At 64.8% G+C, this 20,965-nt stretch carries 23 protein-coding genes and 1 tRNA gene; 10 read left to right on the top strand and 14 right to left on the bottom strand.

The window, feature by feature from the left end; genetic code table 11:
- Window positions 1–138: 138 nt before the first annotated feature.
- Both AC4QBL_RS03355 and AC4QBL_RS03360 read right to left on the bottom strand, forming a co-directional pair.
- Window positions 139–507 carry a hypothetical protein gene (locus AC4QBL_RS03355; RefSeq protein WP_472908333.1) on the bottom strand — a complete coding sequence of 123 codons (369 nt, stop codon included), beginning with the start codon at window positions 505–507 and terminating at the stop codon, window positions 139–141.
- Window positions 504–872 (bottom strand): glutaredoxin family protein, encoded by a 369-nt coding sequence (locus tag AC4QBL_RS03360; protein ID WP_472908334.1) that lies wholly within the window; start codon window positions 870–872, stop codon window positions 504–506. The genes AC4QBL_RS03355 and AC4QBL_RS03360 overlap by 4 nt, the downstream gene beginning before the upstream one ends.
- A 226-nt stretch (window positions 873–1,098) precedes the next feature.
- On the opposite strand from AC4QBL_RS03360, the gene AC4QBL_RS03365 reads away from it, so the two are divergent.
- The 4 genes from AC4QBL_RS03365 to AC4QBL_RS03380 all read left to right on the top strand — a co-directional run bounded on the left by AC4QBL_RS03365 (window position 1,099) and on the right by AC4QBL_RS03380 (window position 3,712).
- Window positions 1,099–1,347, top strand: a complete 249-nt coding sequence (locus AC4QBL_RS03365; RefSeq protein WP_472899581.1) for a lipoyl domain-containing protein — start codon at window positions 1,099–1,101, stop codon at window positions 1,345–1,347.
- A 257-nt stretch (window positions 1,348–1,604) separates the two neighbouring features.
- Entirely contained in the window at window positions 1,605–2,567 is a 963-nt protein-coding gene (locus AC4QBL_RS03370; RefSeq protein ID WP_472900628.1) for an IS5 family transposase, read from the top strand.
- Window positions 2,568–2,697: 130 nt separating this feature from the next.
- On the top strand, window positions 2,698–3,135 hold the full coding sequence (locus AC4QBL_RS03375; RefSeq protein WP_472906483.1) for a universal stress protein: 438 nt from the start codon (window positions 2,698–2,700) through the stop codon (window positions 3,133–3,135).
- Window positions 3,136–3,181: 46 nt separating this feature from the next.
- On the top strand, window positions 3,182–3,712 hold the full coding sequence (locus tag AC4QBL_RS03380; RefSeq protein ID WP_472906484.1) for a flavodoxin family protein: 531 nt from the start codon (window positions 3,182–3,184) through the stop codon (window positions 3,710–3,712).
- Window positions 3,713–4,022: 310 nt separating this feature from the next.
- Here AC4QBL_RS03380 and AC4QBL_RS03385 read toward each other — a convergent pair whose 3' ends face one another.
- From AC4QBL_RS03385 to AC4QBL_RS03430, 10 genes are all read right to left on the bottom strand, one after another.
- Entirely contained in the window at window positions 4,023–4,367 is a 345-nt protein-coding gene (locus tag AC4QBL_RS03385) for a single-stranded DNA-binding protein (protein ID WP_472906485.1), read from the bottom strand.
- A 52-nt stretch (window positions 4,368–4,419) separates the two neighbouring features.
- Window positions 4,420–4,899: a hypothetical protein gene (locus AC4QBL_RS03390; RefSeq protein ID WP_472899577.1), complete on the bottom strand. Its 480-nt coding sequence runs from the start codon at window positions 4,897–4,899 to the stop codon at window positions 4,420–4,422.
- Window positions 4,900–4,993: 94 nt separating this feature from the next.
- Window positions 4,994–5,081 (bottom strand) — tRNA-Ser (locus tag AC4QBL_RS03395).
- A 49-nt stretch (window positions 5,082–5,130) separates the two neighbouring features.
- Entirely contained in the window at window positions 5,131–5,799 is a 669-nt protein-coding gene (gene ureG / locus AC4QBL_RS03400) for an urease accessory protein UreG (RefSeq protein WP_472906486.1), read from the bottom strand.
- Between the two features lie 13 nt (window positions 5,800–5,812).
- On the bottom strand, window positions 5,813–6,535 hold the full coding sequence (locus tag AC4QBL_RS03405) for an urease accessory protein UreF (protein WP_472906487.1): 723 nt from the start codon (window positions 6,533–6,535) through the stop codon (window positions 5,813–5,815).
- A complete protein-coding gene (ureE, locus tag AC4QBL_RS03410) occupies window positions 6,522–7,079 on the bottom strand; it encodes an urease accessory protein UreE (protein ID WP_472906488.1) in 558 nt (185 codons plus the stop codon). The genes AC4QBL_RS03405 and ureE overlap by 14 nt, the downstream gene beginning before the upstream one ends.
- Before the next feature lie 19 nt (window positions 7,080–7,098).
- Complete coding sequence (ureC, locus tag AC4QBL_RS03415; RefSeq protein WP_472906489.1) at window positions 7,099–8,817, bottom strand: urease subunit alpha; 1,719 nt, start codon at window positions 8,815–8,817, stop codon at window positions 7,099–7,101.
- Window positions 8,817–9,122, bottom strand: coding sequence for an urease subunit beta (locus AC4QBL_RS03420; protein WP_472899563.1), 306 nt, complete (start codon window positions 9,120–9,122; stop codon window positions 8,817–8,819). Before AC4QBL_RS03420 ends, ureC begins: the two co-directional genes overlap by 1 nt.
- 8 nt (window positions 9,123–9,130) lie before the next feature.
- The gene (locus AC4QBL_RS03425) at window positions 9,131–9,292 is read right to left on the bottom strand and encodes a hypothetical protein (RefSeq protein ID WP_472899562.1); all 162 of its coding nucleotides are present in this window, start codon (window positions 9,290–9,292) and stop codon (window positions 9,131–9,133) included.
- 156 nt (window positions 9,293–9,448) lie between these two features.
- Window positions 9,449–9,751, bottom strand: coding sequence for an urease subunit gamma (locus tag AC4QBL_RS03430; RefSeq protein ID WP_472899561.1), 303 nt, complete (start codon window positions 9,749–9,751; stop codon window positions 9,449–9,451).
- A 173-nt stretch (window positions 9,752–9,924) separates the two neighbouring features.
- Between AC4QBL_RS03430 and AC4QBL_RS03435 the strand changes: the two genes are divergently transcribed.
- Together AC4QBL_RS03435 and AC4QBL_RS03440 are read left to right on the top strand one after the other, a co-directional pair.
- The gene (locus AC4QBL_RS03435) at window positions 9,925–13,482 is read left to right on the top strand and encodes a hybrid sensor histidine kinase/response regulator (protein WP_492131627.1); all 3,558 of its coding nucleotides are present in this window, start codon (window positions 9,925–9,927) and stop codon (window positions 13,480–13,482) included.
- Window positions 13,479–14,501, top strand: a complete 1,023-nt coding sequence (locus AC4QBL_RS03440) for a response regulator (RefSeq protein ID WP_472906491.1) — start codon at window positions 13,479–13,481, stop codon at window positions 14,499–14,501. Before AC4QBL_RS03435 ends, AC4QBL_RS03440 begins: the two co-directional genes overlap by 4 nt.
- Window positions 14,502–14,524: 23 nt before the next feature.
- On the opposite strand, the gene hepT is transcribed toward AC4QBL_RS03440, so the two are convergent.
- The gene (gene hepT, locus AC4QBL_RS03445) at window positions 14,525–14,938 is read right to left on the bottom strand and encodes a type VII toxin-antitoxin system HepT family RNase toxin (RefSeq protein WP_472899559.1); all 414 of its coding nucleotides are present in this window, start codon (window positions 14,936–14,938) and stop codon (window positions 14,525–14,527) included.
- Window positions 14,931–15,359, bottom strand: coding sequence for a type VII toxin-antitoxin system MntA family adenylyltransferase antitoxin (mntA, locus tag AC4QBL_RS03450; RefSeq protein ID WP_472906492.1), 429 nt, complete (start codon window positions 15,357–15,359; stop codon window positions 14,931–14,933). Before mntA ends, hepT begins: the two co-directional genes overlap by 8 nt.
- A 269-nt stretch (window positions 15,360–15,628) precedes the next feature.
- Here mntA and urtA point away from each other — a divergent pair, with 269 nt between their 5' ends.
- From urtA to urtD, 4 genes are all read left to right on the top strand, one after another.
- Window positions 15,629–16,891: an urea ABC transporter substrate-binding protein gene (urtA, locus tag AC4QBL_RS03455; RefSeq protein WP_472906686.1), complete on the top strand. Its 1,263-nt coding sequence runs from the start codon at window positions 15,629–15,631 to the stop codon at window positions 16,889–16,891.
- A gap of 91 nt (window positions 16,892–16,982) precedes the next feature.
- Window positions 16,983–18,590 carry an urea ABC transporter permease subunit UrtB gene (gene urtB / locus AC4QBL_RS03460; protein WP_472906493.1) on the top strand — a complete coding sequence of 536 codons (1,608 nt, stop codon included), beginning with the start codon at window positions 16,983–16,985 and terminating at the stop codon, window positions 18,588–18,590.
- Window positions 18,591–18,679: 89 nt separating this feature from the next.
- Complete coding sequence (gene urtC, locus AC4QBL_RS03465) at window positions 18,680–19,786, top strand: urea ABC transporter permease subunit UrtC (RefSeq protein ID WP_492131628.1); 1,107 nt, start codon at window positions 18,680–18,682, stop codon at window positions 19,784–19,786.
- The gene (urtD, locus tag AC4QBL_RS03470) at window positions 19,783–20,658 is read left to right on the top strand and encodes an urea ABC transporter ATP-binding protein UrtD (protein WP_472906495.1); all 876 of its coding nucleotides are present in this window, start codon (window positions 19,783–19,785) and stop codon (window positions 20,656–20,658) included. Before urtC ends, urtD begins: the two co-directional genes overlap by 4 nt.
- The last annotated feature ends 307 nt before the right edge of the window (window positions 20,659–20,965 follow it).

The following is a 20,965-nucleotide window of genomic DNA, read 5'->3' on the forward strand; positions in this document are numbered from 1 at the left end:
CGGCTGGAACGGATGGAGGAAAGTCCCACTTCGCCCCTGTTTTTCCGGCTGTGGCGACGGCCACAGTCCTCAAAAGCAGGACCAAATTGGGCTCTTTTCCCACCCGTTTCGCTACGATGCCTTCAGCCGCGCAGGCTCCTAGAGATCTTCCCGCGCTTCGATACAGAGCTGTTGCACGCTGGACCCCTTCACCCCGGCCGCCGCGCGGATGCGCAGCGACCGCCCGGTTTCCAGCTGGACGCGGCAGTGGTAGTCCAGTCCGTCGGTGTGGCCTGGGCTGTGGCTGGCAATGCGGCGTAGCCATTGCTGTTTGCCGTCGAGTTCCACGCGCAGTTCGTGCCAGGGCTCTGCAGCCTCGGCGGGCACCCGCACCACCAGGGTCACGTCGATGTCAAAGGTCCGGCGCCGGTCCAGCGCGCCCGGGATGTCAACCACCGCCACGTTGGCGCTGCCCACGTCGCAGTGCCAAAGCTCGGCCCGGGGTGGCTTGCTGGCGGCGCGGTTCATGGTGCCAGCAGCCTCTGGAGCTCGCCAGAAGCGATGCACTGTTCCAGCTCTTGGGCTCCGCCAATGAGCATGCCGCGCGCAAACACCATGGGAAATGTGGGCCAGCCGGTCCACATCTTCAACGCGTTGCGCCGCCGCCATTGCGACGCATAGCCGCCAAACGCCAGGTAGCCGTGGGCGATGCCGGCCGACGCCAGGGATTTGCGGGCCTTGCGCACAAAGGGGTTGCCGTTCATGCCCACCACCACCACCGGGTGGATGTTGATGGCCGTTTGCACCTGTTGGATCACATCGCTGTGGAGTTCAGCCACCCTCTGCCGGATGGCGGGGTGCAGGTGGGTTTCGTCGAGCACGGGGCGGGTCATAGAGGGTCTCCAAGGGTGAGGGCTGAACTGTAGTGCCTGGGCGAAAACCTTGGGGCAGGGGTGTGTCAGCGTGCGGCCTCGGTTTTCCTGGTCATGGCTTGAGGCGGCTCAACAGGGTGCAGGGAATCCGCCGGTCGGGCGTCTGGGGTGGCGACACAATTTCGTTCAAGTCACGACGTGTGGCGTTTTCAGGTGGTGCGGTAGCCCCGCCTGCTCAGGAGTGTTTATGCACGCAGTGGTGTTGGACCCCCGGCTGTGGGAGTCGATGGAGGCCGGTGACCAAGCCCGCCTGGAGCGTTGGGTGGTGTCCGAGGGCGAGCATGTGAACGCCGGGCAGTTGCTGGCGCAAGCGCGGTTGCTGCACCAGACGCTGGACATCACTGCCCCACACGCGGGTGTGGTGGAGCAGATTGTGGTGGGCCATGGTGAGCCCATTGGGCACGGTGCGGTGCTGGCCCACCTGGTGCCCATTTGAGCTCGCGGTTTTGTCTTGTGCCGAACGCTGTTGCGGCCCGCTGCGCTTGGCACCATTGAGTCCGCTCAACAGCGCAGGCAACCGGCTCATTAAGCTGGGGCCAGGCCTTGTGTCGGGTTGGTCCCAAAGCAGGTGTTTGCATGGGGCTTTGGCGGTGGCTGCGAAAGGTTCTCCATGTTAAGGCAACGCTGATTAAGTACTGCTCGAGCGTGGTGTTTACCTGTACCGTTGCAGTACAGACGAACAGGCAGATGAAGATGAAACAGCAAACCCTTGCCATGGCCGCCGATCAAGCTGAAGGTTTTGAGCCTTACCGCAGGCCGACCAGGCGCGATACCTTCCTGGCCACGATGCAGCAGATCGTGCCCTGGCAGGCGTTGTGCGCGGTGATCGAGCCTCACTACCCCAAGGCCGGCAACGGGCGTCCACCGATCGGGCTCGAGCGTATGCTGCGCATGTACTTCGTGCAGCACTGGTTCAACCTGGCCGATGAGGCCTGCGAGGATGCGCTACTCGACAGCACCGCGCTGCGGCGCTTTGTCGGCATAGACCTCGGGCGCGAGCGCGTGCCCGATGCGACCACGCTGCTGAAGTTTCGCCGCTTGCTGGAGACGCACCAACTGGGCGAGGCCTTGTTTGCCAAAGTGGGAGAGGTGCTGCAGGCGCAGGGCATGAAGGTCGGTACCGGCACCATCGTGGACGCCACCATCATCGGCGCACCGAGCTCGACCAAAAACGCAGACAAGCAACGTGACCCCGAGATGCACCAGACCAAGAAGGGTCAGCAGTGGTATTTCGGGATGAAGATGCACATCGGCGTGGACAGTCGCAGCGGGCTGGCGCACAGCGCCGTGGTGACAGCGGCCAACATGCACGACAAACACCCGCTGCCCGATTTGCTGCACGGCAACGAGCAGCGCGTGTACGGCGACAGCGCCTACGCTAGCCAGAAGACGCTGATCGCTTCCAGGGCGCCCAAGGCCAAAGACTTCACCAACCAGCGCGTGCGCAAGGGCGGTGAAGTCGATGAAGCCGAACGCTCGAAGAACCGCAACAAGTCCAGAATCCGGGCGCGGGTCGAACACGTCTTTGCAGTGGTCAAGCGGCTGTGGGGCTTTGCCAAGGTGCGCTACCGGGGGCTGGCCAAGAACGCCACGCGCTCGTTCGTGGCGCTGGGATTGGCCAACATCTACCTGGCGCGTCAGCGCCTCATGGGATGAGTGCGTCTGCAGCGCACGCCAAACGCGTGCACAAGGTCGAAATGGCCCTGAAACGGTACGAAATCCACTTGATTTGACCTTGCTTCTCGCATGGCGCAATCAGGAGGCAACGGGTCGCTGGATCGACCGCTTGTTCAGCGTTGCCTTAAAAATTTTGATCGCTGTGGATGGTTCGGTGCCCGCCCACCACGCCATTGAAGCCGTGGCCCGAATGGCGCGAGAACAGGTCCAGGTGGCGGTGTCGCTGGTGAATGTGAGAACCCCGCTGCTGGACGGCGAATGGTCGCCCGACTCGCGGGAACAGATTGACGCCGCTTTGCGCGCACAGCAGGCACGCACGCTCAACGAAGCCACGCGCCTGGCCACCGCCAACGGCCTGGTGGTGGGCGCCAGTTACAACCCCGAAGGCCTGGTGGCCCAGGAAATAGTGCGTGTCGCCCAGGCGGCTGGCGTCGACCAGATTGCCATGGGCACACGCGGCATGGGCGCGCTGGGCAGTTTGCTCATGGGCTCGGTGGCTTTGCGGGTGGTGCACATGGCGCCTGTGCCGGTGCTGCTGGTGAAGTGATTTGCCGCGCGGCACAAGGGGGCAGGCTTATTTTGGGAGGCGCGCGATGAAACGCATTTTGGTGGTCTATTACTCGCGCAGCGGCCACACCGCATTTGTGGCGGAGCAAATTGCACGGCGCTGCCGGGCCGATCTGGTGTGCATCCACGACCCGACCGATCGCCGTGGCGCCGTGGGGTATCTGCGCAGTGCCTGGGAGGCCCTGCTGGATACGCGCCCGCTGATCGAGTTGGACCTGTGCCGGCCACAAGACTACGACCTCGTCATGGTGGGTACGCCGGTGTGGTTCTGGAACATGTCCAGCCCGGTGCGCAGCTTTTTGCACCGCTACGGGCGCCGCTGCGCACAGATCGCGCTGTTTTGCACCTATGGCGGCTCGGGCCAAGAGCGGGTGATGGACAGCATGGAGCGCCTCTGCAAACAGCCCGCCGTGGCACGGCTCGCGCTGACGGAACGCCAGGTGGTGCAACGTCAACATGCCCTGGCCCTCACCCGCTTTTTGGGCGAGGTCAAGCGCTGGCACCGGCTGAGCGATTCGGGTCAGACGGCGCAGAACGCGGGCAGACCACACGGCTGAAAAGGTTGCGCTACAAAAAAAGCCCGTCAACCGCGATGGATGACGGGCCCCGGTGAAGGCCCCCGGCATCGCCTGTGAGGGCTACGCCGGTCTGAGGGTGCCTTCATCCACCGTGGTGTCGGAACACCACAGCAACCCCCTCGCGGGGAATCCCCATCTGACCGTTGACGATGGGACTCACATTCCATCGCCGCCGGTTCAGGGTATCTTGCCGCGGCCCTGGCGTTGTTGATTGAGCGCGCTCAATGCTGGCCGCGGTGCGCTGAAAAACGCTGGTCAGCACACACCAATCCAACCGGCGTTGCGCGGTTCAATCGGGGTCGGTGTCGTTCGTGCCTAGGGCCGCCTGCTTGCGCCCCGCGTGGTAGGCCGTCAGCACCTGCGTGGCCACCAGGTCCAGGCTGGGGCGGGTGATGCCTTGTTTGTCCGTCCACACCTTGGGCGTGAGCGAGCCCGTCAGGCTCAGCGCATCGCCATCGGCCAGCGCCAGCAGGGCCGCGCAGGCCGCGTCGTCAAACGCAATCACGTTGACGATGAATTCTTCGTCTGCCTTGTTGCGTGCCAGCACCCGGGCCACGGTGTACCCGCGCCCCATTTTGTCCGTGCGCCGCGAGGCGTCACCCATCAGGCGGCCGGCAATCAAACCATCAATCATGTGGGTGCTTTCTGTGGGTTGGGGTCGGTGTCGCTGGGAATGGGGCTGGGTTTCAACGGGGCCGCTGGTAGCCAGAAGCCACCCAGGCTTGGGCACTGTCCAGCGTCAGCTTGAAGCTGGGCGGCACCGGCACGCGGGCCAGTTCTTCATCGAACCCGTCCAGCGCGGTCAGGCTGGCGGTGGCACCTTCTTCGTCGGGCACGATGGCCAGCGCCACCCGCACACGGTTGCCGTCCACCGTCACGGTCACGTTTTTGTTCAGCTCCGCGTGGCGCTGCTGCTCAGAGCGGCGAATCACTTCTTTGGCCGTTTTCACCAGCGTGTTGAAGGCCGCGGTGTCGAGCGGCTTGGGGTTCTTTTTGTCGCGCCCCATGGTCCAGGGCCCCACCAGGGCGGGCTCGGACTCGCCCGCCAGAAACATCGCCACCGCCCAGCCATCGTCGTCATCGTTGTTGATGACGCGCGCGGTCCAGTCGCCATCGCTCCACAAGCGGGCTTCGTGAATGGGCTCGTCGGCGGCGTCGGTGGTCATGGTGGCTGGGCTTGTGGGGCTGGCTGAGCGCGAGCCGTGTTGGGTGCAGCGGCAACAAAAAAGCGGCCTGGAAGCCGCTGGTTGCCTGTGCAGGTGGCGGAGACTGTGAGATTCGAACTCACGGACCCTTGCGGGTCGGCAGTTTTCAAGACTGCTGGTTTAAACCGCTCACCCAAGTCTCCGGATGCGGCTGCACAAGGCGCTTATTTTAGCCTGAGCGTGCCGGCCTGTTCACAGCGCGCCGGCTTCTGTCCGCAGCATGCCCCGCGTTTCGATGAAGCGCACCACCTCGGCCACGCCAGCCTGGGTTTTCAGGTTGGTCATCACCCAGGGGCGGCGCGCGCTGTCGGGGCGCATGCGGGCGGTGTCGGCCTTCATTACCTCCAGGTCGGCGCCTACGTGGGGGGCCAGGTCGGTTTTGTTGATGACGAAGAGGTCGCTCTTGGTGATGCCCGGGCCGCCCTTGCGCGGAATTTTTTCACCCGCGGCCACGTCGATCACGTAGATGGTGAGGTCGCTCAACTCGGGGCTGAAGGTGGCGGCCAGGTTGTCGCCGCCGGACTCCACAAACACGATGTCGGCGTTGGGGTGCTCGCCCAGCATGCGGTCGATGGCCTCCAGGTTGATCGAGCAGTCTTCGCGGATGGCGGTGTGCGGGCAGCCACCGGTTTCCACGCCCATGATGCGATCGGCCGGCAGCGCGCCGCTGACGGTGAGCAGGCGCTGGTCTTCCTTGGTGTAGATGTCGTTGGTGATGGCGATCAGGTCGTAGCGATCGCGCATGGCTTTGCACAGCATTTCAAGCAGGGTGGTTTTGCCGGAGCCCACGGGGCCGCCGATGCCCACGCGCAGCGGTGGCAGGGGTTTGGTGCGGTGGGGAATGTGGTGCAGAGCGGTCATGGTGAACTTGGGGTCAGGATCGGAACAGGCGGGAATATTGGGTTTCGTGGCGGGCCGACAAAATGGCCAGCATGGGGGTGAAGGCCTGGCGGGCATGGTCGGGCAGGGCGATGGCGTGGTCCACCGCAGCGGGTATTTCTTGGGCCAGCCGCGCCAGCATTCGCTGGCCCGAGCTTTGGCCCAGCGGCACCGACTTGATGGCCGCCTGCACCATGTTTTCGGCCCAGCCAAAGGCGTAACCCAGCAGGCTGTCGCGTTGGCTGGCCTGGCTCTGTGCGGCGGCGCAGGCCATGGCCACGGGGTAGGTGGGCGGGTGCAGGGCGGCGCTTTGCAGCTGCTCAAACACGCCGGCGCCCAGCTCGCCCAGGTTGCGCGCCCATTCCAGCAGCGACCGGCCCATTTGCTCGGTTTGCAGCCGAAATTCGTGCGTTTCGCGGGTGTGCAGCACCCATTGGTTGAGCGCTTGGATGCGGGCGAGGTCGCCGCGTTGCCAGGCGGGCAGGGCCTGGGCCACCACGGCCAGGTCGGTGCGGGCCAGGCCCAGGTGCAGCTGGTCGATGAGCCACTGTGCGGCGCTGGCTTCGTGGCTCACCAGGCCGGCTTCCACAGCGGCTTCCAGGCCTTCGGAATACGAAAAGCCGCCCACCGGCAGCGTGGGCGAGGCCAGCCACAAAATGTGCAGCAGGCCCGAGGCCGGGCGCGCTGTGCCTGGGGTCAACGGGTCAGCCGTGTGCATGGCCGTGATCGTGGGTGGTTGAGGTGTTGTGCCCGTGCGCATGTGCAGGGGCATGCCCGTGCCCATGGTGGTGGGTATGCCCGCCGGCTTGGGGCGTGTAGGCACCGCCTTCGGGCTCAAAGGGTTCGCGCACTTCCACCACCGTGAGGTGCATGGCGCGCAGCATCTCGGCCAGCACATGGTCGGGTTCGATCTTCAGGTGGTCGGGCTTGAGCTCAATGGGTACATGGCGGTTGCCCAGGTGGTAGGCGGCGCGGGTCAGGTCAAACGGGCTGCCGTGGGTGGAGCAAGGGGTGATCTTCAGCACCGCCTGGGGTGCGGCCACCACGCGCAGCAGCGTGCCGTCTTGCGTCACCAGCACGTCACCACCACGCACCACGGTGCCACGCGGCAAAAACACGCCGACGTGGCGCCCGTCGGACGCGGTGGCGTCAAAGCGGCTTTTCTGGCGCACGTCCCAGTCCAGTTCCAGCTGCGCTGCACGGCGCAACAACACGGGGGCGAGGCCTTCGCCTTGTGGGATGAGTTTGGACGCTTGAAGCATGAAAAAGGGCCTGAAACCGTTAAAAAAGAAAGTACCGCTGCGCCAGCGAAAGCCGGCTGGCGGGCTCGCAGGTGAGCAGCACGCCGTCGGCCCGCACGGTGTAGCGCTGCGGGTCAATTTCCATGTGGGGCAGGGCGCTGTTGTGCACCATGCTGGCCTTGGTGACGCTGCGGCAGCCTTTCACCGCCACCAGGTTTTTCTGCAACCCGAAGCGCCCGCCAATACCCGCTGCCAGGCCCGCTTGGGACACAAAGGTGAGGCTGCCTTTGGCCAGCGCCCCGCCCAAAGCGCCAAACATGGGCCGGTAGTGCACCGGCTGCGGCGTGGGAATGGACGCGTTGGGGTCGCCCATGGCGGCCAGCGCAATGCTGCCACCCTTGAGCACCAGCGCCGGCTTCACCCCGAAAAAGGCGGGCTTCCACACCACCAGGTCGGCCCATTTGCCCACTTCCAGCGAGCCGATGGTGTGCGACATGCCGTGCGCAATGGCCGGGTTGATGGTGTATTTGGCGATGTAGCGCTTGACGCGGAAGTTGTCGTTGCGGCTGCTGTCCGGCGCCAGCGAACCTCGCTGGCTTTTCATTTTGTCGGCCGACTGCCAGGTGCGCAAGATCACCTCGCCCACCCGTCCCATGGCCTGGCTGTCGCTGCTCATGATGCTGATGGCGCCCATGTCGTGCAGGATGTCTTCGGCCGCAATCGTCTCGCGGCGGATGCGGCTCTCTGCAAACGCCAGGTCTTCGGGGATCGACGCGTCCAGGTGGTGGCACACCATGAGCATGTCCACATGCTCGTCGAGCGTGTTCACCGTGTAGGGCATGGTCGGGTTGGTGCTGGACGGCAGGAAGTTGGCCTCGCCCACCACCCGCAAAATGTCGGGCGCGTGGCCGCCGCCCGCGCCTTCGGTGTGAAAGGCGCACAGGGTGCGGCCCTGGGTAGCGGCAATGGTGTCTTCCACAAAGCCCGACTCGTTGAGCGTGTCAGAGTGCAGCGCCACCTGGGTGTCGGTTTCTTCGGCCACGTCCAGGCAGTTGCTGATGGCGCTGGGCGTGCTGCCCCAGTCTTCGTGCAGCTTCAGGCCGATCACGCCGGCCTCTATCTGCTCGCGCAGCGGCGCGGGCTGGCTGGCGTTGCCTTTGCCCAGAAAGCCCAGGTTCATAGGCAGGCCGTCGGCAGCTTGCAGCATGCGTTCAATGTGCCAGGGGCCGGGCGTGCAGGTGGTGGCAAAGGTGCCGGTGGCCGGGCCGGTGCCGCCGCCCAGCATGGTGGTGATGCCCGAGGCCAGCGCCTCGTCCACCTGCTGCGGGCAGATGAAGTGAATATGGCTGTCAATGCCGCCCGCGGTGACGATGGCACCCTCGCAGCTGATGACTTCGGTGCCGGGGCCAATGACGATGTCCACACCCGGCATGGTGTCGGGGTTGCCCGACTTGCCGATGGCCACGATGTGCCCGCCCTTGAGGCCAATGTCGGCCTTGACGATGCCCCAGTGGTCGATGATGAGGGCGTTGGTGAGCACGGTGTCCACGGCGCCTTCGGCGCGGGTGCGCTGCGACTGCGCCATGCCGTCGCGAATGGTCTTGCCGCCGCCAAACTTGGCTTCCTCGCCGTAGCCGCCGGCGCGCAGGGTGAAGTCTTGTTCCACCTCAATGACCAGTCCGGTGTCGGCCAGGCGCACCCGGTCGCCCACGGTGGGGCCGTACATGTCGGCGTAGGCGCTGCGAGCAATGTGGGCCATCACAGCGCTCCTTGGGTGAGGCCGCGAAAGCCGATCACCACGCGGTCGCCCGCATAGTCCACCAGCTCCACGGTGCGTTGCTGGCCGGGCTCAAAGCGCACGGCGGTGCCGGCCGCAATGTTCAGCCGCATGCCGTGGGCGGCCACGCGGTCGAAGCTGAGCGCCGCGTTGGTTTCGGCAAAGTGGTAATGCGAACCCACCTGCACCGGGCGGTTGGCGGTGTTCTGCACCACCACCGTGGCGGTGCGCCGGCCAGGGTTCAGGGCGTGCTCGCCTGCTTCAATGAAGTATTCGCCGGGGATCATGGCGGAGCTCACTTCTTTGACAGCCAAACGGCCACAGCCAGCAGCGCACCCGCTGCCACAAAACCCAGGGCGTCGGTGGCATGCCAGTGGCTGCCCAACAGACCATGGCCTTCGTGGGCGAAGGCGGGCAGGGTGGCCAGGGTAGCCGCGATTGTGGGCAGAGATTTCATGTCATGGCTCCAAAGTGAAGAGGCAGGCAGTCGGCGCGAAATGTTTGAATCCAGGGATGCGGTGGAACCGGCTTCGCCGGGCCACTTGCATCGCCCCCTGGAGGGGGTCGCGCGCAGCGCGGCGGGGGTGGGTCAAATACCGCGGCGCGGGGGGTATCACGGTATCGGTTGGTGCACGGTCACCAGCTTGGTGCCGTCGGGAAACGTGGCCTCCACCTGGATGTCGGGAATCATTTCGGCAATGCCGTCCATCACGTCGGCACGGGTGAGCACGCTGCGGCCCTCGCTCATGAGCTGGGCCACGGTCTTGCCGTCGCGGGCACCTTCCATCACGGCGGCAGAAATCAGCGCCATCGCTTCGGGGTAGTTGAGCTTGAGCCCCCGGGCGCGGCGGCGCTCGGCCAGCAAGGCGGCGGTGAAGATCAGCAGCTTGTCTTTTTCACGAGGGGTCAGTTCCATTGCGTTTCACTCAATAGTTGGCTCTTGCAGCCGCACATGCCGGCTGAGCGCGAGGTGTCAGTTCCATGGCGGTGGGCACGTATTGGGGCTTTGTGTGGGGGGTCTCTAGCAAGTCCCGTGCCCTCTGGGGCCCTTGCACACCCGGCATGGCATGAAAGCTGCACAAACCCGGTGTGAACACCCCTTTGCCCGAACCCGTCGCCAGCCGCTCGCCCCGCCCCGTTGCCGAGGCCCCGGACGCCAGCGCGCCCCAGCGCATCACCCGCGTGCGCCGCGACTACAACCATTGGGTGGGCAGCGAAACCATGGAGGATTACGCGCTGCGCTACACGCCACAGCGCTTTCGCAAGTGGAGCGAATGGCGCGTGGCCAACACCGCGTTTGGGGCCGCGTCGTTTCTCATTCTTGAAGCGGTGGGCGCCACGCTGCTGGTGCAATACGGCTTCATCAACGCGTTCTGGGCCATCCTGGCCACCGGTCTCATCATCTTCATGGCGGGTCTGCCCATCAGCGTGTACGCCGCGCGCTATGGGGTGGACATGGACCTGCTCACGCGTGGTGCGGGTTTTGGCTACATCGGCTCCACCATCACCTCGCTCATTTACGCCTCGTTCACCTTCATCTTTTTTGCCCTGGAAGCCGCGGTGATGGCCTATGCGCTGGAACTCGCGCTCGGCATTCCCCCCGCTTGGGGTTATTTGATTTGTGCCGTGGTGGTCATTCCGCTGGTCACACACGGCGTGTCGGTCATCAGCCGTTTTCAGATGTGGACGCAACCGCTGTGGCTGGTGATGATGGTGGTGCCCTTTGTGGCGGTGGCGGTGCTCGACCCTGGTGCATTTGCCAACGTGGTGCACTACGGTGGTGAATCGGGTGCGGGTGCTGCGTTTGACTGGCACCTGTTTGGTGCGGCACTCACGGTGGGCATTGCGCTCATCACCCAAATGGGTGAACAGGCCGATTACCTGCGCTTCATGCCCGCGCAAGCGCCGGGCAAACCGCTGCGCTGGTGGGCCGGTGTGCTGGCCGGCGGGCCGGGCTGGGTGGTGCTGGGTGTGCTGAAAATGCTGGGCGGTGCGCTGTTGGCCTACCTGGCCATCAGCCACATGGTGCCGCCCGAGCGCGCGGTAGACCCCAACCAGATGTACCTGGCGGCTTACGAATACGTGTTTCCGCACTACGGCTGGGCGGTGGCGGCCACGGCGCTGTTTGTGGTGGTGTCGCAGCTCAAGATCAACGTGACCAACGCCTACGCTGGCTCGCTGGCCTGGAGCAACTTCTTTTCGCGCCTCACCCACAGCCACCCCGGGCGTGTGGTGTGGGTGGTGTTCAACACGTTCATCGCCTTCATGCTGATGGAAATGAATGTGTTCCAGGCGCTCGGTGAGGTGCTTGGGCTGTACAGCAACATCGCCATCGCCTGGATCATGGCCGTGGTGGCCGACCTGGTGATCAACAAACCGCTGGGCTGGTCGCCCAAGGGCATCGAGTTCAAGCGTGCCCATTTGTACGACATCAACCCCGTGGGTGTGGGCGCCATGGGGCTGGCCTCGGCGCTGTCCATCGTGGCGCACCTGGGCCTCATGGGCGCGGGCGCTCAGGCCTTTTCGGCGGTGATCGCCATGGTCACGGCGCTGGTGGCGGCGCCACTGATCGCTTGGGCCACGCAGGGGCGCTACTACATTGCGCGTGCCGCTGCGGATGGGGATGCGGCCGCTTGTGTGGCGGGCGGTTGCGGCGGTTGCGCCCGCCAAGGAGGCTCGTGCGCAAAAGCAGGACACACCCTCCAGACCTGCGTGATTTGCGAGCGCGCCTACGAAGCGCCCGACATGGCCCATTGCCCCGCCTACCAGGGTCATATTTGCTCGCTCTGCTGCACGCTGGACGCGCGCTGTGGCGACCTCTGCAAACCCCATGCGCGTCTCTCCGAGCAGTGGCAGGGCGCATTGCGCACGGTGCTGCCGCAGCGGGTGTGGCCGTATCTGGAAGCGGGCCTGGCGCACTACCTGCTCATCATGCTGGTGATGGCACCGGTGCTGGCGGCTGTGCTGGGTTTGCTGTACCAGCAGCAGGCGCAAGGCCTGGGGCAGGGGCTGCAGGCCGGGGCCGACGCTGGCTTGATCGACGCCGCCCTGCGCGCGGGTTTTCTGCATGTGTACGCCGTGCTCATGCTCATTGCCGCCACCGTGGCCTGGTGGCTGGTGCTGGCGCACAAAAGCCGCGAAGTGGCGCAAGAAGAAAGCAACCGGCAAACCCGTTTGCTGATGCAAGAAATTGACTCGCACCGCAAGACCGACGAAGCCCTGCAACACGCCCGCCAGGCCGCCGAGCAAGCCAACCAGGCCAAGACGCGCTACATCAGCACCATCAGCCACGAGCTGCGCACACCGCTCAACAGCATCCTGGGCTATGCCCAGCTGCTGCAGGAAGACACCGGCATGGCACCGCATCGAGCGCAAGCCATTCGCGTCATTCACCGGGGTGGTGAGCACCTGCTTTCGCTCATTGAAGGCACGCTGGACATTGCGCGCATCGAGTCCGGCAAGCTTGCGCTCGACGTGAAACCCATGGCCTTTGCCGACACCCTGCGCGAAGTGGCCAGCATGTTCGAGCTGCAGGCCGCGGCCAAAGGCCTGCAGTTCACGTTTGAAAGCGGCAGCCGCCTGCCCGACGCCGTGCGCGCCGACGAAAAGCGCCTGCGCCAGATCCTCATCAACCTGCTGGGCAACGCTGTCAAGTTCACCCGCGTGGGCCAGGTGCGCCTGCGCGTGGTGCATGCGCGCGAAATGGCGCTGTTTGAAGTGCACGACACCGGCCCCGGCATGGCCGCCGCCGACCTGGAGCGCGTGTTTGAACCCTTTGCCCGCGCCCAGGGCGAAGCCGCTGCGGTGGCACCCAGCGCCGGCACCGGCCTGGGCCTCACCATCGCCAAAATGCTCACCGACCTCATGGGCGGCGAAATGACCGTGCGCAGCACCCCCGGTGTGGGCAGCGTGTTCACCGTGCGGCTGTTTTTGCCCGAGCTGCACGGCGTGGCGCTGCCGCGCGCCGCCACCGCACCCGCCGTGACCGGCTACGCCGGCGAGCGCTTGCGCCTGCTGGTGGTGGACAACGAAGAGGCCGATCGCGAACTGCTGCAGCGCTGGCTGGCCCCGCTGGGTTTTGACGTGATGCTGGCCACCAGCGGGCTCGATGCCTTGCGCCTGCTCGATGGCCTGCAACCCGGCGACCCCGGCGCGCCCCACGCTGTGTTCATGGACCTGGCCATGCCCGGCATCGACGGCTGGGAAACCGTGCGCCGGCTGCGCGCCGCTGGCTGGGGGCCGGTGCCGCTGGCCATCGTGTCGGCCAATGCGTTTGACAAAGGGCTCGACAACGATCTGGGTCACCGCCCGCAAGACTTTTTTGTGAAGCCCGTGCGGCGCGAAGACCTGCTGGCCTGGCTTGCTCAGCGCCTGGCGCTGCAATGGCTCAGCGCCGAACCCGCTGCGCCGGCCGCGTTGAAACCGCCCACGACCGCCGCCAGCAACCCCACCGAACTGGCGCCCCTGCTGGAGCTGGTGCGCCTGGGTTACTACAAAGGCATCGTCACCTGGCTCGACGACTGGGTGCGCCAGCGCCCCGAACAGGCCGACTTTGCCCAGAGCCTGCGCACCCTGGCGCGCGAGTTTCGCTTTGAAGTGATCGAGCAGCGCCTGCTGGCGCACAGCGCCACACCCCAAACACCATGAACCCCCGCTCGCCCGCCGAACACCCCGGCACCCTGAACGACGCCCTGGTCGTACTCATCGTGGACGACGTGCCCGACAACGTGGCGCCGCTGCACGACGCGCTCGACGAAGCCGGCTACACCGTGCTCGTGGCGCTCGACGGCGAGGCCGCCATCCGCCGCGCCACCCAGGCCCTGCCCGACGTGGTGCTGCTCGACGCCGTCATGCCAGGGCTGGACGGCTTCGAGGTGGCCCGCCGGCTCAAGGCCAACCCCGCCACGGCCCACATTCCCATCATCTTCATGACCGGGCTGACCGAAACCGAGCACCTGGTGGCCGCGCTCGACGCCGGCGGTGCCGACTACGTGACCAAGCCCATCAAGCCGCGCGAGGTGATGGCGCGCATGGGCGTGCACCTGCGCACCGCGCGCCATGTGCGCCAGGGCGCGGTAGAACGCAGCCAGGCCCGCAACGCGCTGGACGCCTTTGGCTACGCCACCATCACCGTGCGCGCCAAAGACGGCCGCCTGATGTGGCAAACCCCGCTGGCGCGCGACCTGCTGCAGCGCTACTGCGGCACCGAAGCGCCCCACACGCCACCCGCCGTGGTGCAGTGGCTGCGCCGCCACCTGGGCGAAGCGCAAGCCCAGCGCGAGCCGCCGCGCCTCACCCTGGAAAACGGCCCGCGCCGCCTCACCTTTCGCCTGCACCAGCAGGTGGGCGACCAGGACGCCGAAGGCAGCGAAGCCCCCGGCGAGGGCGGCGACTGGCTCATCGTCATGCAAGAGACCTCCGACGCCAGCGTGCTCGAAGCCATGGCCCACGCCTTCGCGCTCACCGCCCGCGAAGCCGAGGTGTTGTACTGGGTGGCGAAAGGCAAGATCAACCGCGACATCGGCGATATCCTGGGCTCCAGCCCCGCCACCGTGAAGAAACACCTGGAGCGCATCTACGCCAAGCTTGGCGTCGAAACCCGCACCGCCGCAGCGGCCATGGCCATCAACCGCGTGCCGCTGCTGCAGCCGCAGCACGGGGGGTGAGCTGGAGGGGGTAGCGCGTCAGTTCAAGCACTGTCTTTTTTCAGGATGGCGGCGGTGAAGCGGAGGAAATCGTTCAGATGCACAGTCACCACCCGTTGCAAAATGGGGAGCAGCAACTTCTGGTCATCGTGCACCGCGATGTTGCGAAAGCCCACCATGCGTTGCATGGTGTCTTGCAATGTCGCATCCATCCAGCCCGCTTGCGCCAGCAGGGAAAACACATCGCGCGCACTCTGTGGCAAGCCCAGCCGGTCACGGCGAATCAGGTGCTGGCCCATGTCCAGGCAGGCCTCACAAGCCCGCTGAATGTTCAACACGGCAGCATCCTGCCGGGTGAAGTCGGTCGCAAAGTCCGGACTGGCCGCATATTCCTCGCGCGCACGGGCCACACACCGCTCCACGGTGGCCGCCTTGTTGAGCAACACGTCGTCAGCCATAAATGCTTCCTCTCTCGGCAATGTCGCGCAGCAAGCCAGCGCGTGCTTCGTCCAGATGCAGTTTTTCGGTCAGCGCGAAACACTCGAACAGACCGGCGGCGAGGGCATCACCCCACAGGCGCTGGCCGGTGGTCAGCACCTGGTGCTGCATCACCGTGCTGGCTGCGCGCAGGTCCAACAGATCGACATGCCGGTTGAGCAGCGCGGCCAATTCCATAGCGGTATCCCACAGCGCGTTGGCGTTGGCGTAACCGGGCAGCAAGACCGCCAGATCCACGTCGCTCAAGGCATCAGCCTGGCCACTGGCCTGGCTGCCAAACACATAAAACGCCAGTGCATCAGGAAACCGCTGCTGCAACACGCGCAGCACCGGGCCTTGGGCGCTGAGCGCGTGGGTCAGATCAAGGGATGTGGTGTGCATGGTTCATGGGGCGGACGTTATGCGAGCCACGATAACGATGGCAGCCGAAAGCTGGGAGCGGCGGCAGCGCTGGACCACAGCAGGCGCAGCCCGACGCGGCGAAGTTTTCAGCCGTGGGACCCCCGCATACGCCACCCGGCGTACAGACGCCTCTCAGGGTTCTCCCTAGCATCCAGTTGTCCGCTGTGAACCGCCTGAAAGGGCGGGTTCGGCGGCCAGAGTCACCCCCTCAACTGGATGTTTTTTAGAACCCCTGGAGAAGCGCCATGATGCAACGTCGATTCACCCTCAAAGCCCTGTCTGTGGCCGCCGCCCTGGGCGCCATGGGCATCACCGCCCACGCCCAAAGCACCATCAAGGTCGGGGTGCTGCACAGCCTGTCGGGCACGATGGCCATTTCAGAGACTGTGCTGAAAGACGTGGCCCTGATGGCCATTGACGAGATCAACGCCAAGGGCGGCGTGTTGGGCAAAAAGATCGAACCCGTGGTGGTGGACCCGGCTTCCAACTGGCCGCTGTTTGCCGAAAAAGCCAAGCAGCTGATCGACCAGGACAAGGTGGCCGCGGTGTTCGGCTGCTGGACCTCGGTGTCGCGCAAGTCGGTGTTGCCGGTATTTGAAGAAAAGAACAACCTGCTGTTCTACCCCGTGCAGTACGAAGGCGAAGAGCTGAGCAAAAACGTGTTTTACACCGGCGCTGCGCCCAACCAGCAAGCCATTCCCGCGGTGGAATACCTGATGAGCAAGGACGGCGGCAGCGCGAAACGCTTCGTGCTGCTGGGCACCGACTATGTGTACCCCCGCACCACCAACAAGATCCTGCGCGCCTTCCTGAAAAGCAAGGGCGTGGCCGATGCCGACATCATGGAGGAATACACCCCCTTCGGTCACTCGGACTACCAGACCATCATTGCCAACATCAAGAAGTTTGCCGCGGCTGGCAAAAAGACGGCGGTGGTGTCCACCATCAACGGTGACTCCAACGTGCCGTTTTACAAGGAACTGGGCAACGCAGGCTTGAGCGCGAAAGACGTGCCCGTGGTGGCCTTCTCGGTGGGCGAAGAAGAGCTGCGCGGCGTGGACACCAAGCCGCTGGTGGGCCACCTGGCCGCCTGGAACTACTTCATGTCCATCAAGAACCCGACCAACGCCGCGTTCATCAAGAAGTGGAGCGACTACGCCAAGTCCAAGAACATCCCCGGCCACAAGGACAAGCCGCTGACCAACGACCCGATGGAAGCCACCTACATCGGCATCCACATGTGGGCGCAGGCGGTTGAAAAGGCCAAGAGCACCGACACCGACAAGGTGATCGCCGCCATGGCTGGCCAGACCTTCAAGGCACCGGGCGGTTTCACCAGCACCATGGACAAGGAAAACCACCACCTGCACAAGCCGGTGTTCATTGGTGAGATCCGCGCCGACGGTCAGTTCAACGTGGTGTGGAAAACACCGGGCCCCGTGGTGGCCGACCCCTGGAGCGATTACATCGCTGAAAACAAGGGCAAGAAAAACGTGCCCATGGTGAAGTGAGCGCCGCCAGCCTTTGACCCGTGCGGGCGCAGCCATGGGGCTGCGCCCGCACCTTGACCCGAATGCCCCGGCACATTTGAAAGACGGCCCCATGCGTCCCACCCTGAATTCCTGGTTGTTGCGAACGCTGTGTGCGCTGTGGCTGCTGTGCAGCCTGCCCGCCCACGCCCTCACGCCCGCCGACGCGCTGGCCCTGGTGGCCGGCGACACGGGCGACCGCATCACCACCTTGAACCGGCTGGCCACCGAGCCCGACCCCAAAGCGTCTGCCCTCATCCAGGCCATGGCCGACGAAAGCGTGCGTGTGGACGGTGAGCGTGTGCTCATCGTTCAGGGCGAAGGCGCTGTGGACGCCGTGACCGGCGAGGTGCTGGCCACGCTGCCCGAAGCCGCCGAAGACGTGATGATCAACAACCGCATGCGCGGCGCGATGGAAACCGCGCTGGCTGGCATGGACCTGTTTGGCGCGACACCGGAGCGCCAGCGCGAGGCCGCCAAGAGCCTTCAGCGCAACGCGTTTGACGAACCCGACGCGGCCCAGTTGCCGCTGATCGACAAAGCGCTGGCCGGCGAGCTGGACCCGCAGGCACGCCAGATGCTGGAACTGGCACAGGCAGCGGTGCTGCTGACCAGCGACGACGAAGCGCAGCGTCTGGGTGCTGCCCAAAAGTTGGGCGAAGCGCGCCAGGCCGTCGTGCGGCCGCTACTGGTGCAGCGCATGGAAACCGAAGAAAGCCCGGCGGTAAAAGCCGCGCTGAAGGCTTCTCTGGCCGCGCTGGAGCGCTCGCTGTCCATCAGCAGCGCGCTGGCCCAGGCTTTTACGGGCGTCAGCCTGGGCAGCATCTTGCTGCTGGCGGCGCTGGGCCTGGCCATCACCTACGGGCTCATGGGCGTCATCAACATGGCCCACGGCGAGCTGATCATGATCGGCGCCTACGCCACCTGGCTGGTGCAGTCGTTTTTTAAGGAGTCGCTGCCGGGCTTGTTCGACTGGTATTTGCTGGTGGCCCTGCCGATTGCGTTCATCACTTCTGCGCTGGTGGGCGCGGCCATGGAGCGCACGGTGATCCGCTTCCTGTATGGCCGCCCGCTGGAAACGCTGCTGGCCACCTGGGGCATCAGCCTGGTGCTGATGCAGGGTGTGCGTACGCTGTTTGGCGCGCAAAACGTGGGTGTGGAAAACCCCAGCTGGATGAGCGGCAGCATCACCCTCATGGGCAACCTCACGCTGCCGTGGAACCGCATCATCATCATTGCCTTTGCGGCCGCCGTGCTGCTGGGCGTGACGCTCATGATCACCCGCACGCGGCTGGGCTTGTTTGTGCGCGGCGTCACGCAAAACCGGCCCATTGCCGCCTGCATGGGCGTGAACACCGCCCGCATCGACACCTATGCGTTTGCGCTGGGTTCCGGCATCGCCGGCTTGGCTGGTTGCGCGCTGAGCCAGATCGGCAACGTGGGCCCCGACCTGGGCCAGAGCTACATCGTGGACTCGTTCATGGTGGTGGTGCTCGGCGGTGTGGGCCAGCTCGCCGGCACGGTCTACGCCGCGTTCGGCCTGGGCATTCTCAACAAGTTCCTTGAAGGCTGGGCCGGTGCGGTGCTGGCCAAGATCGCGGTGCTGGTCTTCATCATCGTTTTCATACAAAAACGGCCGCAGGGGATTTTCGCGATGAAAGGCCGCAGTGCGGAAACATGAACACCATGACCACAACAACACAAGCACCCGTTCGCCCTGAGCCTGTCGATGGGCTCGCAAGGGCTTCGACGAGCTCAGCCCGAACAGGCGTGGTTTCTCCTGTCACACTGCCTCAAGCTGGCCCCCTGCTGACCCGCACCGGCTGGAGCGGTGCGCTGGTCGCGTTGCTGGTGGTGTGCGCCGTGGCGCCCGCCATGAATTTGCTGGTGCCCGAAGGCAGCGTGTTTCACCTGTCCGACTACATGGTCGGGCTGCTGGGCAAGATCATGTGCTACGCCATCTGCGCGCTGGCCATGGACCTGATCTGGGGCTACACCGGCATCCTGAGCCTGGGCCACGGCCTGTTTTTTGCGCTCGGCGGCTATGTGATGGGCATGTACCTCATGCGCCAGATCGGTACCGACGGCAATTACAAAAGCGAGCTGCCGGACTTCATGGTGTTCCTGGACTGGAAAGAGCTGCCCTGGCACTGGGCGCTTTCTGACAGCTTCATCGCCACGTTGTTGCTGATCGTGCTGGTGCCCGGGGTGGTGGCGTTCGTGTTCGGCTACTTCGCTTTCCGCTCGCGCATCAAGGGTGTGTATTTCTCCATCATCACGCAGGCGCTCACCTTTGCTGCGCTGCTGCTGTTCTTTCGCAATGAAACCGGCCTGGGTGGCAACAACGGCTTCACCGACTTCAAACGCATTCTGGGCATGCCGCTGGCCACGCAAAACATGCGCATGGCGCTGTTTGTCATCACCGGCCTCACGCTGCTGGGCTTCTTTTTGTGGGCGCGCTGGCTGGTCAACAGCAAGTTTGGCCGCGTGTTGCAGGCAGTGCGCGATGCCGAAAGCCGCGTCATGTTTTGCGGCTACAACCCGCTGCCCTACAAGCTCACCATCTGGACCATTTCGGCCGTGATGTGTGGCGTGGCGGGTGCGCTGTATGTGCCGCAGGTGGGCATCATCAACCCCGGCGAAATGAGCACGGCTGCCAGCATTGAAATCGCCATATGGGCCGCCGTGGGCGGGCGCGCCACGCTCATCGGCCCCATCATCGGCGCTTTCATTGTCAACGGCGCCAAGAGCTGGCTCACGGTGAGCTTCCCCGAATACTGGCTGTATTTTCTGGGTGCCTTGTTCATCGTGGTCACGCTTTACATGCCGCAGGGCGTGGTGGGACTGGTTCGCAAACTCAGAGGAGCGCGCGCATGACACCCGACCTGATGGAAGACGGCGCGCAGCGCTATGAAAAGATCGCTCCGCAGCTGGTGCCGGGCCAGACCGAGTCGGGTGGCCGCAGCGCGGGCTACGGCCGTGTGCACACCCCCGGCGCCGTGGACACCACGCACGGCCGCATCCTGTATCTGGAAGACGTGCATGTGAGCTTCGACGGTTTCAAGGCCATCAATGGCCTGAGCCTGGACATCGCCCCCGGTGAGCTGCGCTGCATCATCGGCCCCAACGGTGCAGGCAAGACCACGATGATGGACATCATCACCGGCAAGACCAAGCCGGACGCGGGCCAGGTGTTTTTTGGCAGCACCATTGATTTGCTGCGCTATCGCGAAGCCGAGATTGCCGCACTCGGCATCGGCCGCAAGTTTCAGAAGCCCACGGTATTTGAGCAACTCAGCGTGTTTGAAAACCTGGAACTGGCGCTGGCCACCGACAAGCGCGTGCGCCACAGCATGGTGTTCAAGCTCACTGGCGCGGAAAAAGACCGCCTGGGCGAGGTGCTGCAAACCATCCACCTGCTGGACAGCGCCGGGCGGCAAGCCGGCCTGCTGAGCCATGGGCAAAAGCAGTGGCTTGAAATTGGCATGCTGCTGATGCAAGAACCCAAGCTGTTGCTGCTGGACGAGCCTGTTGCCGGCATGACCGATGAGGAGACTGCGCGCACCGCCGAGCTGTTTTTGTCGCTCAAGGGCAAACACTCGCTGATGGTGGTGGAGCACGACATGAGCTTCATTCGCGCGATTTCCGAGAAGGTCACGGTGTTGTGTGATGGCGCGGTTTTGGCGGAGGGGACGTTGGATGAGGTGCAGGGGGATGAGCGGGTGATTGAGGTTTATCTTGGTCGCTGAGTCTTTGGTTTCTTTTGTGAATGTTTCGGCTTTCGCGGCGTGCCGGGTCTCGCCCCGGCGGGCGACTCACTTTTCTTTGCTTCGCCAAAGAAAAGTAAGCAAAAGAAAGGCGAGCCGAAGTCCGGGCCGCTTTGCGGTGCCTTGCGCTGCTCGGTTCGAGCGGGGTCGGGCTGAACTCGCCTTCGGCTCAAACAACGCCCGCCCTGATCCGCTCGCCCCTGCGCTGCTCAGCCCGGCCACACGGCACAGCATGAATGCGGGAACGGGAACGGGAACGGGAACGGGAACGGGAACGGGAGCCCGGCGC

Source organism: Hydrogenophaga sp. L99 (genome assembly GCF_058731905.1).